Below are 14002 nucleotides of genomic sequence, written 5' to 3'. Positions count from 1 at the left end.
CGGTACGCGCCCGCGCGGCCCTGGCAAACCGTCCTGCCTCAGCCGGGTGGGGCAGTTCACCGGATCGTCACCGCTGGGCGAGCAGCTTGTCCCGCAACCCGGGCTGATCGGCGAGACCTTCCCGGACTGTGTGCTCGAAGAACGGCCGCATCTGCTCGCGCGGCGCGAGCGCCCAGTCGAGCGGACCGAGCGGCGGCTGCGGGTCGTATTCGATGCCGAACTGGACGAGCCGCGCGGCGTCCGCCCCGCGCATCCGCTCCACCAGGTGCAGCGCGAGGTCGATGCCCGCCGACACCCCGGCCGCGGTGATCACGGAACCGGTGTCCGCCCAGCGCTGCCGGACCGGCGTGGCCCCGAACGCGCGCAGCGTCTCCAGGAACGTCCAGTGCGTCGTCGCCTCGCGGCCTTCGAGCAACCCAGCTTGGCCGAGCAGCAGCGAACCGGAGCACACGGACGTCATCAGCTCAGCGGAGGCCGCCGCGGCGCGGAGGTAGCCGATGAGCTTCTCGTCGCCGAGCGCGCGCAGCGTCGGCGCGGCCCCGCCGGGGACCAGCACCCAGGACGGGTCCGGTACCTGGTCGAAGGTGTGGCTCGGCGCGATCCGCAACGGCGTGTCGGTCTCGGTGGTTTCCAAGGTCTCCCCCACCACGACTACGCGGATCGAGGGGTCGAGCGCCGCGTGGCTGCTGATCACCTGCAGCGGGCCCACCAGGTCGAGCACCGTCAGGCCGGGGTAAACGACGAACGCGAAGGTTTTCTGGGTCATGCCGCCACCCTCCCGAGCGCGCGGGCGGCGCGGGACACGCGTGTCCGGAATCCTGCGAACCCGGTTGATCCGGCCGGGCGAGCTGCTACGGTGCGGCCATGCCGAGTACCGCCCGGCAGGTCGTGATCCTCGGGTACCCCGACGCCGAACTGCTCGACATCGCCTGCGTGTCCGACGTTTTCGACGCCGCGACCCGGCTCGGCGCGGCCCGGCCGTACGAGGTCCGGCTCGCCACCGTCGACGGGCTCCCCTTCACTTGCCAGTCCGGGCTCACCCTCGCCCCGCACGCCCGGATCGACCAGATCCGCGGCCCGCTCGACACGTTCGTCGTCGCGGGCGGGCTGGGCCACCTCGCCGCCGCCAAGGACGAGCGGCTGCTCGCCCACGTGCGCCGGCTGTCGCAGCAGAGCAAACGCACGGCGTCGGTCTGCACCGGGGCGACCGTGCTCGCCGCCGCCGGGCTGCTGAGCGGCCGCCGCGCCACCACGCACTGGTCGCACGCGTCGCGGCTCGCCGAGCAATACCCGTCGGTGACCGTCGACCCGGTGCCGCTTTTCGTGCGGCACGGCGACGTCTACACCTCCGCGGGCGTCACCAGCGGGCTCGACCTCACCCTCGCGTTCGTCGAGGAGGACCACGGCCCGACGCTCGCCCGCGAGGCCGCCCGTTCGCTCGTCACTTACCTTCAGCGGCCCGGAAACCAGGCGCAGGTGAGCATGTTCCTCGCCGGCCCGCCGCCCGAGCACCGGCAGGTCCGCGACCTCACCGCGTACGTCGCCGAACACCTCGCCGACGACCTCGGCGCCCACGCGCTCGCGAACCAGGCCGGCATCAGCACCCGCCAGCTGACCCGGCTGTTCGACGCCCATCTCGGCACCACGCCGGGAAAATACGTGCGCACCGTGCGCGCGGAACACGCCGCCCGGCTGCTGTCCGGCACCGACCTCCCGCTCACCGCGATCGCGCGACGCTGCGGATTCGGTTCCACGGAGACGCTCCGGCAAGCGTTTCTGGACCATTTCGACACCCCGCCCTCGGCGTATCGGCGGGTGCACCTGCGTTCTGCGCACGCCTGAACGAAACGCCCGCTTCCTCCCCCACCCGGTACGGGTGAACCCCGAACCGGGAAGGCAGGATGTCCGCCGTGGCACCGCACGACTACCCCGATCAGGACCCCGACGACACCGGCCCGCTGCCGCGAGTGCCGGGCGAACCCGCGTCCCCGTCCTCCGCCGTGCCACCGCCTGTCTCGCCGCCGCGCGCCCGGCCGGACGGACCGCGCCGGGCGCGCCGTGCCGAACCCGGGCGACCGGCCGAGCGCACCGGCCGATCCGCTGAGCCCGGGCGGCCCGGCGAGCGGTCCGGCGATCCTGAACGCGCCGGCGAGCGCGGACGGCCCGCTGAGCGCCCCGGCAACCCCGAGCGATCAGCCAATCCCGGGCGCACCGGCGAACCGGGACGACGAGCCGAACGGCCCGGCGAGCCCCGGCGGCCGCGGGCCGCCGCGCCAAGGCCTGCCCAACCCGGCTCGGCACAACCGGGGGCCTCGCGCTCCGCCGATTCCCGCGGCGGAGCCCGATCCGGCGAACTGCGCCTGCCCCGCCGCCCCGGCGACACCCCGCCTCCCGGCGCCCGCCGCCGTCCCCCGGCCCGGCCCGCACAGTCCGAAAAGGACACTCAAGACCCCGCTCCGGCCAAGGAAACCCCGCCGCACACCGGCCACGGCCATGGACACGGACACGGCCCGGCCGCCCCGGCGTCGCAACGGGTCCGCAAACTCCTCATCTGGCTCCTCGCCCCGCTCGCGCTGGCCACCGTCGTCGGGATGATCGTCCTGTACCCGTGGGGCAGCTCGCTGCCGAAAAGCGCGGTACCGCAAGGCACTCCGGTCCAGGCCGCGATCACGACCGCCACGTCCGGCCCGTGTCTCCAGCCCGGTCAAGTGCAGGTCGGCTCGCAGCCGGATCCGGACGCGAAACCGTGCCTCACCGTCGACCTGCGGATGTCCGACGGCCCGGCAGCGGGAAAACCGGTGCGGCTGACCGTCCCGATCGAGCCGAGCACGCCGAGGTTCACCGCGAACGACAAGGTCGTGCTCGCCTACAACGGCGGCAATCCGCTCGATCCGCAGTCGTTCACGCTCGTCGATTTCCAGCGCGGCACGCCGCTGGTCCTGCTCGCCGCGTTGTTCGCGGTCGCCGTGCTCGTGCTCGGCCGCTGGCAGGGACTGGCCGCGCTGGTCGCGCTGGTGCTGAGTTTCGTGGTGATCGTGCTGTTCGTGCTGCCCGCGATCCTCGCCGGGGAGAACCCGCTGGTGGTGGCGATCGCCGGAGCGGGCGCGATCATGTTCCTCGCGCTGTACCTGACGCACGGCCTGTCCGCGAGAACCTCGGTCGCCGTGCTGGGCACCTTGGCCAGCCTCGCGCTGATCGGGATCCTGTCGGCGATCTTCTCCGCCGCCGCGTCGCTCACCGGCCTCGACGACAGCACCACGACGCTGATCGCCTCGCTCGGCCACGGCATCGACGCCAGAGGCCTGCTGCTGGCCGGGATCGTGATCGGCGCGCTGGGCGTGCTCGACGACGTGACGATCACGCAGACCAGCGCGGTCTGGGAACTGCGGCGCGCGAACCCGTCGCTCAGCTGGCGCGAGCTGTACAGCTCAGGCCTGCGGATCGGCCGGGACCACGTCGGCTCCGCGGTGAACACGCTGGTGATGGCCTACGCCGGCGCCGCGCTGCCGGTGATGCTGTACTCCGCGATCTCCGGCGTCGGCCTCGGCGCGCTGCTCGGCAGCGAGGACATCGCCGCGGAGATCATCCGGACGCTGGCCGGCTCGGTCGGCATCGTCGCGGCGGTGCCGGTGACGACGGTCCTGGCCGCCTTGATCGCCGCGAGGGAGCCGGTCGAGCACCTCATCAGCACCACCAGCCCCGCTGAATCACACTAGCCACACGCTGGCTGACCCGGCCGGACGCGGGCGTCGCGGATGAGGTACGAAGACCGCGACCCCGCACCCGAGGAGGGGCTGTGTTCTCAGCCGTCCTGGCCGGACCCCGAGTCACCGTGCACCTGATCCGCCGCCTGTTCGCGTCGGTGCTGGAAGCGGCCGAAACGGTTCCGCGGATCGCCGCCGCGCTCGACGAGGTCCGCGCGACGTTGCGCCACCTCGAACGGCTGCTCTCCTACGTCGCCGAAGAACTCCCCGAACTGGCCGACCAGCTCGACCGCATCCGCGCCCGCGTGGACGGCCTCGAAGAACGCAGCCGGGAGCACGCCGGACGCGAGTAGTCAGCCCAGCGTCGCCACGAACCGGCTAACCGCCTCCATGGGAAACCGCTGCAAGTACTTCCCCGAAGGAGCCGCCGAAGCCAGCCGGTACAACGGCCGCTCAGCCACCGCGTCCCCCCGAGCCTCCGCCCGCAACTCCGCCACCAGCAGCTCCGAAAACACCAGCCCGTTCGCCTCGGTGTTGTTCAGCACCGCGTCCGCCAGCCGGCGCAGCTGCAACGCCCCCAGCTCCCGGCCGCCGGTCCCGGAAAACACCGCCAGGTCGAGCTTCACCGCACGCCGCCGGTGCCCCGCGTTCACCAGCAGCGCCACCGTCCGGGTGCCGCGCACGTCGCTGATCACCACGTCCAGCCGCGGCGCCTCCAGCAGGTCCACCCGCCGGACGCCCCACGTGCGCACCACCAGCGTCGTGCCTTCCAGCCAGATCCGGCGGCGAAACGCGTAGAGCACCACGTAGATCAACGGCAGCGCGACGACCGCCGCGACGATCAGCCCGGGCAGCTGCCCGCCGATCAGCCCGGCGATCCCGCCGAACGCCGCGGCCAGGATCAGCACGCCGAAGACGCCCGACCACGCGCGGCGGCGGCGCAGCTTCGGCTCGTCGGCGAACAGCGGCAGGCGTTCCGCCGGCTTCTCGGTCACTGCGCGGCTCCCGGCACGAAGGGGTTGGCGGCGCGCTCGCGGCCGATGGTCGTGGCGGGTCCGTGGCCGGGCAGCACGACGGTGTCGTCGGCGAGCGTGAGCAGTGTGCGCAACGAATTCTCCAGGTCGGAGCCGGACCCGCCGGTGCGCCCGACCGATCCGGCGAAAAGCGTGTCCCCCGTGAACACCAGCCTGCCACCCTCCCCGGTCTCGACGGTGAACGCCACCGAACCCGGCGTGTGCCCGGGCAGCGGGACGACGCCGACCGTCAGCCCGGCCGTCTCGATCTCTCCCGGGGCGAGCGGTTCGAAGGGCCCGTCGTACCACTCGGCGTCGCCCGGATGCAGCCGCAGCGGCGCGTCGTGCGCCCGCGACAGCCCGGCAGCGGCGCCGACGTGGTCCGGATGGCCGTGCGTGGCGAGCAGCGCGACCGGCGTCAGGCCGTGCTCCGTCAGCGCTTCGGCCAGCGGCTCGGCGGCCCCCTCGCCCGGGTCGACGACGAGACACGGACCCCCGGCGGCAGGGGCCAGCAGATAGCAATTCGAGCGCAGCGGACCCGCGGCGAACCCGGCGACGAGCACCGAACCCTCCTCCCCGGAAGCGGCCTTGATCACGACCCGGTGAAGACTAGCCGCCCCTGTACGGAGTCCTAACAGGCTGTGCCCATACACTGCCGCTACCTCAGACGTGTGACTTCGAGCGGAAACTGGAGGGCGGGTGGCGACCAACCAGCAGCGCCGAGAAGCCGCAAAGCGCAAACTCGAGCGGCAGCTCGTGCGCCGGGCGGAACAGGCGAAGCGACGCAAGATCGTGGGCGCTGGAGTGGTCGGCGGTGTGGTCCTCATCGTCGCCGGTCTCGTGGTGTGGATCGTGAACAGCGGGGGCAGCGGCGACCAGCAGGCCGCCGCGCCGCCGTCGAGTTCCGCGCCGCCGGTCCCGAGCGTCACGAACATCCCCACCGAGCGCACCGCGCTCCCCAAGCGCCCCAAGGCGCTGCCGAACCCGACGACGTGCTCGTACCCGGCCGACCCGAGCGGGAAGCCGCCGTCGGGCAAGAAGGCGACCCCGCCGGACGGCAAGAACGTGTCCTCGTCCGGGACCGTGAACATCACGATGAAGACCACCCAGGGCGACATCCCGATGACGCTCGACCGCGCGCTCGCGCCGTGCACCGTGCAGGCCTTCGAGGCCCTCGCGAAGCAGGGTTTCTTCACCGACACGATCTGCCACCGCCTCGGCGTCACCGACCTGCAGATGCTGCAGTGCGGCGACCCGGACGCCAAGGGCGACGTGATGAAGGACGGCCGCGGCGGCCCCGGCTTCACCGTGCCGGACGAGTTCATCGACACCGCCAAGTACGGCCGCGGCATCCTCGCGATGGCCAACACCGGCCAGCCGAACAGCGGCGGCAGCCAGTTCTTCATGGTCTACGGCAACGCGCCGCTGCAGCCGCAGTACACGGTCTTCGGCAGCATCTCCGACGAGGGCCTGAAGGTGCTCGACAAGATCGCGAAGAACGGCATCGGCGCGATCGGCCAGGACGGTTCGACCGGCGAGCCCAAGCAGCAGGTCAAGTTCACCGCGGTCACGGTCTCCTGACGTGACCGAGCGTGTCGAGATCGGCGGTGCCGCTCCGAGCACCGCCGATCTCGCCGCGGCGGCCACCAGCTACGGCCACTTCACCGCGATGCAGGTCCGCGACGGGCGCGTGCGCGGCCTCCGTTTCCACCTCGACCGGCTCGCCGCGAGCACCCGGGAGGTGTTCGGCAGCGAACTGGACACCGACCTGGTCCGCCGCTGCGTCCGGCGGCTCGTCGCCGGGCGAGGCGACCTGTCGGTGCGGGTGATCATTTTCTCGCGCTCCTCTCCGCACGACGCCGCGATGGTGCCGGAAATTCTCGTGCGCACCGCTCCGCCGCGCTCCCACGTCGCTACGCCGATGCGGCTGCGATCCGTTGCGTACCAACGGGATCTGCCGCACGTGAAGCACCTCGGCGGCTTCGGTCTCACACACCATTCGCGCGCGGCGGCCCTCGCCGGTTACGACGACGCCGTGTTCCTCGCCGGCGACGGCCGGATCAGCGAAGCGACGATCTGGAACGTCGGCTTCCTGCGCGACGGGACGCTCGTGTGGCCGGAAGCCGAGGTGCTGCCGGGAATCACGTACCTCGTGCTGGAGGACCAGCTGCGCGCGGCCGGGGTGCCGCAGGAGACGCGGCCGGTCTACCCGGCGGAACTCCCGGACTTCGACGCGATGTTCCTGACCAACTCCGCGACGATCGGCCGCCCGGTCGCGTCGGTGGACGACGTGCCGCTGCGCACCTCGCCCGCCGCGGCCGAACTGCTGACCAAGGCTTACGAAGCCGCGCCCTGGGACGAGATCTGACCCAGCCTCAGGGCCTGCGGTGCTCCACCCAGACATTGGGCTCGACGTACACGGCGGAGTCCTGTGCCACCGACACGTGGACCGGGCTCAGCGCGCCTTCCACGAGCACCGGGCCGTCCGCGTCGAACGGCAGTCCGGTCCACTCCCGCCACTGCGCGAGCGTGCCGGGGATGGTCATCGACACCGGGCAGACCTTCACGATCCGCCCGCCCGCGCGCACGTGCACCCGCAGCCACGCGTCATACGGCAGGCCGTCGTCGCGCACCCGGAAGGCGTACTCGCTCATCGGGGTCTCGGGTTCGTCCGCCTTCCGCGACGGCCGCACCGGGGCGTAGAGCACGTCGTGGCCGAGACGGAAAGCGTTGTCTCGCAACGCGTTCACCATCACCGAGGCGAGCCCGGTACCTTGCCGTTCCTTGCGGACCACGATCTCCAGCGCGGTCGCCGCGTTCCGTTCGCGACCGGCCAGCCGGTCGGCGTGCTGCCACCGGATCACCTCGTCCCACCCGCCGTCGGGCAGCGTCTCGCGTCCCGGGCCGCCGAACGCGAACGGCGTCGAGTAGGCCTTGGCGACCGGCTCGTCCCCGTCGGTCGCGAGCAGCACGTAGTCGGCGACCGTGTCGAGTTCGCCGTAATACAGGTGCCCGGTCGGGTTGTGCTGCATGAAGACCGGCCACGACCGGTCGAAGTCGGCGTGGTCGGTCGCCCGGAAGATCTCCGGGTTCTGACTGCGGTGATGGATTTTCAGCGCCACAGGCTTCAGTCTCGCCGAGCCGTCAACGGGTTATCCGCACCGCTCAGCGGTAGGTGAACTTCGGCGCGCGCCGGTTCAGGAACGCGTCCACGCCCTCCGCGTAGTCCTCCCCGTGCAGCGCGGCGAGCCGGATCTCCTCGACCTCGTCGTCGGTCCGCTCCTGCCCCGCGACGATCTTCTCGATGATCCGGTTCATCCCGCGGATCGAGGCCTGCGACCGCGCGCACAGGGTTTCGGCGAACCGGGCCGTCGCGGATTCCAGGTCCGCGGCCGGGAAAACGTCGTTGACCAGCCCGATCTCGCGCGCCCGGGTCGCGTCGACGAGTTCGCCGGACAGCAGGAAGTACTTGGCGTGCGCCGGGCCGACCAGCGACACCAGCTGCCGCGTCGAGGCGAAGTGGTAGACGATGCCGAGCTTGGCCGGGGTGATGCCGAAGCGCGCGTCGTCCGCGGCGAAACGGAAATCGCAGGCGACCGAGATCTGGCAGCCGCCGCCGATGCAGTTGCCCTGGACCATCGCGACGGTCGGCTTGCGCATCGCGGTCAGCGCCGCCACCGCGCTGTCCACCGCCTCGTCGTACTTCGCGGCGGCCTCGGCGGTCGAGCGCAGTTCGCGGAACTCGCCGATGTCCGCGCCCGCGGAGAAATGCCGTCCGGCCCCGGTCAGCACGAGCGCCTTCAGCTCGGGATCGGCCTCGACCTCGGCCGCCACGCCCGGGATGGCCGCCCACATGCCGCGGGTGATCGCGTTCATCTTCTCCGGGCGGGAGAACGTCAGCCGGGCCACGGCGCCGTCGCGGGTGAACTCGAGTCCGTCCGTCATGCCCAGCACCCTAATGCGCCCGCACGGCGATCCCGCTGTGGGACAGGTCACCGGCCTAACCCGACAGCCGCGCCGTAAGCTCGCCCCGGCTGCGCACGCCGACCTTGCCGAACACCGACTTCAGGTGGTCCTGCACCGTGTTCGCCGAGATCCCCAGCCGGGCCGCGATGTCCGAAGTAGACAGTCCGGACAGGACCTCCCGGCACACGTCGCGTTCGCGTGCGGTCAGCCGGTACGCCGCGAGCAGCACATCCAGCAGCTCTCCCCCGGCGGCGCGGCGGATCGTCACGACGATGTCGCGCGCGTCGTCGTCCGAGACCAATCTGCTGGCCTGCAACACGATCCAGCCGCCGTGCGCGTCCCGGACCCGGGCCCGGAACGTTCCGCTCGCCGCCGACTGAGCGCCCACCGCTGCCGCGCGCAGCAGCACCGCGAACCGTCCGTCGGCGATCGCGTCCAATTCGGACTCCCACGCGCCGGCTTCCTCGGTCGCCCCGCGCCGGCGACCGTCCGGACCGACCACGACGATCGCCGCTTCCGCGGCCAAAGCCGTGCCTCGCGCCAGCGCCGCCGCCCGGGTGGCAGCGGCCAACGTCGGACCGATCGAGGTCAGGAACTCCACCTCGCGGTCGCTGAACTCGCCGCGGCGCACCAGACCAGCAGCGGCCCAGCAGACGCCGTCCGCGCGAAACCCGACGCGCAGTTCGCTCTCCAGCCCGAGCGGCCGCCACACCCGCGCCCACCGTCCGCTGCGCTCGCGTTCGCGGCGCGGCAGATCGGAAAGCCGCGCCACCGGCACCGAACGCCGGGCGAGCTGCGCGAAGGTGTGCGGCTCCGCGCCGTCGTACTCGTAGGTCGCCAGCAGCGGCTCGTACTCCCCCGGGATGCGAGCGCGGCCGCTGGTCATCGAGCTGATCACGGCGGTGTCCGGATCCAGCGACGCCCAGCAGGTCAGCTCCGCGGGCACGATCCGGTCGACCAGCTCGATGGCCGCGGCGTGCAACTCGGCGACGCCGCGACCGGCCGTGGCGAGAGCCGCCAGCTCCCGCCGCACGTCCCGCGCCCGGCCTTCCCACACCCGACGAAGTATGCGCGCGTTCTTCCACCGCCGACATCCCTGATTTCCGGGATGGTCCCGTGCTCGCGGCGTTCCTACCTTCAGCGGCATGACCATCCACCTCAGCACCGCGGGCGAAGGCCCGGAACTGGACACGAAAGACGCGACCGTGACGGTGAAAGCGTCCGCCGCGGACACCGGCGGCTACGAACTGTTCGAGGTCGACGCCCCGCGCGGCCCCGCCGTCCCGCCGCATGCCGACCCGTGGGCGAAAAGCTTCTACGTTCTGCACGGCCGCATCACAGTCTGCCTCGACGGAGAACTGCACGACCTCGCCCCGGCGCGTTCGCGCACATCCCGGCGGGCACTCTCAACACCTTCACGGTGCACACGCCGCAGGCCAAGTTCCTCGTGCTGACCCCGGACGACGCGATGGGCGAGTTCTTCCGCGATATTGACCGCACCGTCCCGGCCGACGCCCCGTGGCCGGACGCCGTGCCGCTCCTCGGCGACATCGCGGCCCGGCACGGGGTCGCGTTCGGGGAGGTGGCGCAGTGAACGTCGTCGTGCAGGTCTTCGCCGGAATCGCGGTCCTCGTGCACCTTCTGGCCTTCGCCTGGGAAGTGCTGCTGTTCGAGCGTCCCGGCGTGCACGCGGGCATTTTCCGGATCCCTGCCGAAAACCTGCCCGCGACGAGGCTCTGGTCGTTCAACGTCGGCTGGTACAACCTGTTTCTCGCCGCCGGACCGGTGACCGGCCTGGTGCTGCTGCACACCGGCGACGCCGCGGCCGGACGGGTGCTCGTGCTCTACAGCTGCGCGTTCATGACGCTCGCCGGGATCGCACTGGGTGTCTCGGATCTGCTCGCACTGAGCCGGCCGCGCGGTGCGGGACGCGCCGGGGCACTGGCCCAAGCACTCCCGCCGCTGGCCGCACTGGTCGCGACGGCGTTCTGAGCTACGAAGCCGAGGTCACCCGGTACACGTCGTAGACGCCCTCGACCCCGCGCACCACCTTCAGCACGTGCCCGAGGTGCTTCGGATCGCCCATCTCGAACGAGAACCGGCTCACCGCCACCCGGTCCCGCGAGGTCGTCACCGAGGCCGACAGGATGTTCACCTTCTCGTCCGCCAGCACCTTCGTGACGTCCGACAGCAACCGGTGCCGGTCGAGCGCCTCGACCTGGATCGCCACCAGGAACACCGAGGACGACGACGGCGCCCACTCCACCTCGACCAGGCGCTCCGGCTGGGTCCGCAGGTCGTCGGCGTTCGTGCAGTCGGTCCGGTGCACGCTCACGCCGCCGCCGCGTGTCACGAAGCCGAGGATCTCGTCGCCCGGCACCGGCGTGCAGCAGCGCGCCAGCTTCGCCCAGACGTCGCTCGCGCCCTTGACGATGACGCCGACGTCGTTCGAACCCCGGCGGCGCGTGACCGTGGACGGCGTGGCCCGTTCGGCCAGCTCCTCCTCGGCCTCCTCGACCCCGCCGATCAGCGCGACCAGCCGCTGCACCACGTGCTTGGCGCTCGTGTGGCCCTCGCCGACGGCCGCGTAGAGCGACGAAATGTCGCCGTGCCGCAGTTCGGTGGCGACCGAGCCCATCGACTCCGCCGACACGAGCCGCTGGATCGGCAGCCCGACCTTGCGGATCTCCTTGGTGATCGCTTCCTTGCCCGCGTCGATCGCCTCGTCGCGGCGCTCCTTCGCGAACCACTGCCGGATCTTCGCGCGCGCCTTCGGCGAACCCGCGAACTGCAGCCAGTCGCGGCTCGGCCCCGCGCTCTCCGCCTTGGACGTGAAGATCTCGACGACCTCGCCGTTTTCGAGCTTCCGCTCGAGCGCGACCAGCCTGCCGTTCACGCGGGCGCCGATGCAGCGGTGGCCGACCTCGGTGTGCACCGCATACGCGAAGTCCACCGGCGTCGAGTCCGCGGGCAGCGTGATCACGTCGCCCTTCGGCGTGAACACGAAGATCTCGCGCGCGGCCAGTTCGTAGCGCAGCGATTCGAGGAAGTCGCCCGGGTCCGCGGCCTCGCGCTGCCAGTCGAGCAGCTGCCGCATCCACGCGATCTCGTCCAGCTCCATCGCGTTGTTGCTGGCGTGCGTGCCCTTGGTTTCCTTGTACCGCCAGTGCGCGGCGATGCCGTACTCGGCGGTGCGGTGCATGTCGTAGGTGCGAATCTGCACCTCGAGCGGTTTGCCGTCCGGGCCGATCACCGTGGTGTGCAGCGACTGGTACACGCCGAACCGCGGCTGCGCGATGTAGTCCTTGAACCGCCCGGGCACCGGCTGCCACAGCGCGTGCACCACGCCCATCGCGGCGTAGCAGTCGCGCACGTCCTCGACCAGGATCCGCACGCCGACCAGGTCGTGGATGTCGTCGAGGTCGCGGCCGCGGACGATCATCTTCTGGTGGATCGAGTAGTAGTGCTTCGGCCTGCCTTCGACCTTCGCGGTGATCCGCGACGACACCAGGTTGTTCGTCAGGTCCGCGATCACCTTGCGCAGGTAGGTGTCGCGCGAGGGCGCGCGGTCGGCGACCAGCCGCACGATCTCGTCGTACTTCTTCGGCTGCAGAATCGCGAACGCGAGGTCTTCCAGCTCCCACTTCACCGTGGCCATGCCGAGCCGGTGCGCCAGCGGGGCGAGCACCTCGAGCGTCTCGCGCGCCTTGCGAGCCTGCTTCTCCGGCGGCAGGAAGCGCATCGTGCGCATGTTGTGCAGCCGGTCGGCGAGCTTGATGACCAGGACCCGCGGGTCCTTCGCCATCGCGATCACCATTTTGCGGATGGTCTCCGCTTCGGCTGACGTGCCCAGTTTGACCTTGTCGAGTTTGGTGACGCCGTCGACCAGCTCGCCTACCTTGTCGCCGAAGTCGGCCTTCAGCTGTTCCAGGGAGTAGCCGGTGTCTTCCACGGTGTCGTGCAGGAGGGCTGCTACGAGGGTGGTGGTGTCCATGCCCAGCTCGGCCAGGATGGTGGCGACCGCGAGCGGGTGGGTGATGTACGGGTCGCCGGACTTGCGGCGCTGTTCGCGGTGGAGTTCTTCGGCTACGTCGTAGGCGCGTTGAAGCTGGCCCAGGTCGGAGTTCGGGTGCAGTTCGCGGTGGATGACCGCCAGGGGTTCGAGGACCTGTTTGACCGGAGCCGCACGCTGGGCGGTGATCCGGCGCGCCAGGCGGGCGCGGACGCGGCGGGTCGCGGAAGGGTTGGGCGCGGCTCCGTTGGGCCGGGTCCCGGCGTCCGCGGCGGTGGCGCCGCTCCGCGCGGGGGTGGCACCGCCTTTGGCGGGGACATTGGCGTCGAGCTCTTGGCTCACCCGCACCTCCAGCTGCTTCGTGCGGCCTCGAACCTTCAGGGTAACCGGTTGGTCTTCTGGGAGGGTCGGTGACGTGCCGTTCCGGCTCGTCGCCTGGCGGCGACATCGGCCGCTTTGGGTTGCGTGGGGCACCCCGAAGCTTGATTGTGCTGACGGTTCGGGGGTGCTTGTCAAGGCGGGAAAGATGCCTTGACAAGCACCCCCGAACCGCAGGGCGGCTTCGTATCGGGGTTGGGGGCGGTGTGGGTGCCTCGATGGTTGGGTGCAGCGGCTGCGGTGGGTGCTGGGTGCGCAGTTGAGAAGCTGGTGGCGTCAGGGTTCGCGGCTTGCGGGCAGCGCCCCAATGTGGCATTGGGTGCATCCGACGCACCCAATGTGGCGTTCGGTGCGTCCGACGCACCGAACGCCACATTGGGGCACGGACGGGGTCTGGTGCGCGCAGGGGTCAGACGGTGCGGAGGGTGGTTACTGTGCGGCCGTCGAGGGCGGCGCGGCCGCCTAGGGCGGCCAGTTCCAGCACCACTGATACGCCGGTGACTGTTGCGCCTGCGTCTTCCAGGAGTTTTGCGGTCGCTGCCACCGTGCCGCCGGTGGCGAGGACATCATCCATGACCGCGATTCGCTGGCCGGTTTTTACGACGCCTGCGGGCAGTTCGACGCTCGCGGTGCCGTATTCCAGCGAATAGTCCACCCGGCCCGCGACGGACGGGAGTTTGCCCGGTTTCCGGACCAGCACCACGCCCATGCCGCGGGAGTAGCCGACTGCCGCGGCCAGGAGGAAGCCGCGGGCCTCGACGCCGGCCACCAGGTCGGCGGCCGGGTCGAGGGTGTCCGCCAGGGCGTCCGTGACGGCGGCGAAGCCTGGGCCGTCGGCGAACAGCGGGCTGAGATCGCGGAACAGGACGCCGGGTTCCGGGAAGTCCGGGACTTCGGCGATCAGGTCCAGTGCCTCGTCGAGCTTCATG

16 protein-coding genes are annotated in these 14002 nt (G+C 71.3%); 8 read left to right on the top strand and 8 right to left on the bottom strand.

Features of this window, described 5'->3' with window-relative positions; translation table 11 throughout:
• Window positions 1–67: 67 nt before the first annotated feature.
• Entirely contained in the window at window positions 68–766 is a 699-nt protein-coding gene (locus tag H4281_RS00215; protein WP_182888801.1) for a DJ-1/PfpI family protein, read from the bottom strand.
• A gap of 98 nt (window positions 767–864) precedes the next feature.
• Between H4281_RS00215 and H4281_RS00210 the strand changes: the two genes are divergently transcribed.
• The 3 genes from H4281_RS00210 (at window position 865) to H4281_RS00200 (ending at window position 4057) form a co-directional block, all read left to right on the top strand.
• Window positions 865–1842 carry a GlxA family transcriptional regulator gene (locus H4281_RS00210; RefSeq protein WP_182888800.1) on the top strand — a complete coding sequence of 326 codons (978 nt, stop codon included), beginning with the start codon at window positions 865–867 and terminating at the stop codon, window positions 1840–1842.
• Window positions 1843–2354: 512 nt separating this feature from the next.
• Window positions 2355–3716: a YibE/F family protein gene (locus H4281_RS00205; protein ID WP_446680379.1), complete on the top strand. Its 1362-nt coding sequence runs from the start codon at window positions 2355–2357 to the stop codon at window positions 3714–3716.
• Between the two features lie 80 nt (window positions 3717–3796).
• Window positions 3797–4057 carry a hypothetical protein gene (locus H4281_RS00200; RefSeq protein ID WP_182888798.1) on the top strand — a complete coding sequence of 87 codons (261 nt, stop codon included), beginning with the start codon at window positions 3797–3799 and terminating at the stop codon, window positions 4055–4057.
• Here the strand turns inward: H4281_RS00200 and H4281_RS00195 are convergent, their stop codons facing one another.
• Together H4281_RS00195 and H4281_RS00190 are read right to left on the bottom strand one after the other, a co-directional pair.
• On the bottom strand, window positions 4058–4699 hold the full coding sequence (locus H4281_RS00195; protein WP_182888797.1) for a hypothetical protein: 642 nt from the start codon (window positions 4697–4699) through the stop codon (window positions 4058–4060).
• A complete protein-coding gene (locus H4281_RS00190) occupies window positions 4696–5280 on the bottom strand; it encodes an MBL fold metallo-hydrolase (RefSeq protein ID WP_182889490.1) in 585 nt (194 codons plus the stop codon). The genes H4281_RS00195 and H4281_RS00190 overlap by 4 nt, the downstream gene beginning before the upstream one ends.
• Window positions 5281–5416: 136 nt before the next feature.
• On the opposite strand from H4281_RS00190, the gene H4281_RS00185 reads away from it, so the two are divergent.
• Complete coding sequence (locus H4281_RS00185) at window positions 5417–6298, top strand: peptidylprolyl isomerase (protein ID WP_182888796.1); 882 nt, start codon at window positions 5417–5419, stop codon at window positions 6296–6298.
• A gap of 1 nt (window position 6299) precedes the next feature.
• Entirely contained in the window at window positions 6300–7085 is a 786-nt protein-coding gene (locus H4281_RS00180) for an aminotransferase class IV (protein ID WP_182888795.1), read from the top strand.
• 7 nt (window positions 7086–7092) lie between these two features.
• On the opposite strand, the gene H4281_RS00175 is transcribed toward H4281_RS00180, so the two are convergent.
• The 3 genes from H4281_RS00175 to H4281_RS00165 are packed head-to-tail and all read right to left on the bottom strand — an operon-like array spanning window position 7093 to window position 9740.
• Window positions 7093–7839 carry an N-acetyltransferase gene (locus H4281_RS00175; RefSeq protein ID WP_220506563.1) on the bottom strand — a complete coding sequence of 249 codons (747 nt, stop codon included), beginning with the start codon at window positions 7837–7839 and terminating at the stop codon, window positions 7093–7095.
• Window positions 7840–7882: 43 nt separating this feature from the next.
• Complete coding sequence (locus H4281_RS00170; protein WP_182888794.1) at window positions 7883–8662, bottom strand: enoyl-CoA hydratase/isomerase family protein; 780 nt, start codon at window positions 8660–8662, stop codon at window positions 7883–7885.
• 55 nt (window positions 8663–8717) lie between these two features.
• On the bottom strand, window positions 8718–9740 hold the full coding sequence (locus tag H4281_RS00165) for a helix-turn-helix transcriptional regulator (RefSeq protein WP_182888793.1): 1023 nt from the start codon (window positions 9738–9740) through the stop codon (window positions 8718–8720).
• 88 nt (window positions 9741–9828) lie between these two features.
• Between H4281_RS00165 and H4281_RS00160 the strand changes: the two genes are divergently transcribed.
• Genes H4281_RS00160 through H4281_RS00155 form a run of 3 tightly spaced genes read left to right on the top strand, consistent with a single transcriptional unit; the run spans window position 9829 to window position 10675 of the window.
• Window positions 9829–10137, top strand: coding sequence for a cupin domain-containing protein (locus tag H4281_RS00160; RefSeq protein ID WP_237600175.1), 309 nt, complete (start codon window positions 9829–9831; stop codon window positions 10135–10137).
• Window positions 10104–10277, top strand: coding sequence for a hypothetical protein (locus H4281_RS45330; protein WP_237600176.1), 174 nt, complete (start codon window positions 10104–10106; stop codon window positions 10275–10277). The genes H4281_RS00160 and H4281_RS45330 overlap by 34 nt, the downstream gene beginning before the upstream one ends.
• The gene (locus H4281_RS00155; RefSeq protein WP_182888792.1) at window positions 10274–10675 is read left to right on the top strand and encodes a DUF1304 domain-containing protein; all 402 of its coding nucleotides are present in this window, start codon (window positions 10274–10276) and stop codon (window positions 10673–10675) included. The genes H4281_RS45330 and H4281_RS00155 overlap by 4 nt, the downstream gene beginning before the upstream one ends.
• Window position 10676: 1 nt before the next feature.
• Here H4281_RS00155 and H4281_RS00150 read toward each other — a convergent pair whose 3' ends face one another.
• Complete coding sequence (locus tag H4281_RS00150) at window positions 10677–13037, bottom strand: RelA/SpoT family protein (RefSeq protein ID WP_182888791.1); 2361 nt, start codon at window positions 13035–13037, stop codon at window positions 10677–10679.
• A gap of 445 nt (window positions 13038–13482) precedes the next feature.
• Window positions 13483–14001: an adenine phosphoribosyltransferase gene (locus tag H4281_RS00145; RefSeq protein ID WP_182888790.1), complete on the bottom strand. Its 519-nt coding sequence runs from the start codon at window positions 13999–14001 to the stop codon at window positions 13483–13485.
• Window position 14002: the final 1 nt, after the last annotated feature.

The organism is Amycolatopsis dendrobii (genome assembly GCF_014145675.1).
In the GTDB taxonomy this organism is placed as follows: domain Bacteria; phylum Actinomycetota; class Actinomycetes; order Mycobacteriales; family Pseudonocardiaceae; genus Amycolatopsis; species Amycolatopsis dendrobii.
The sequence above is the reverse complement of the archived record's forward strand: the minus strand, read 5'-3'. Positions and strand labels throughout refer to the sequence as shown.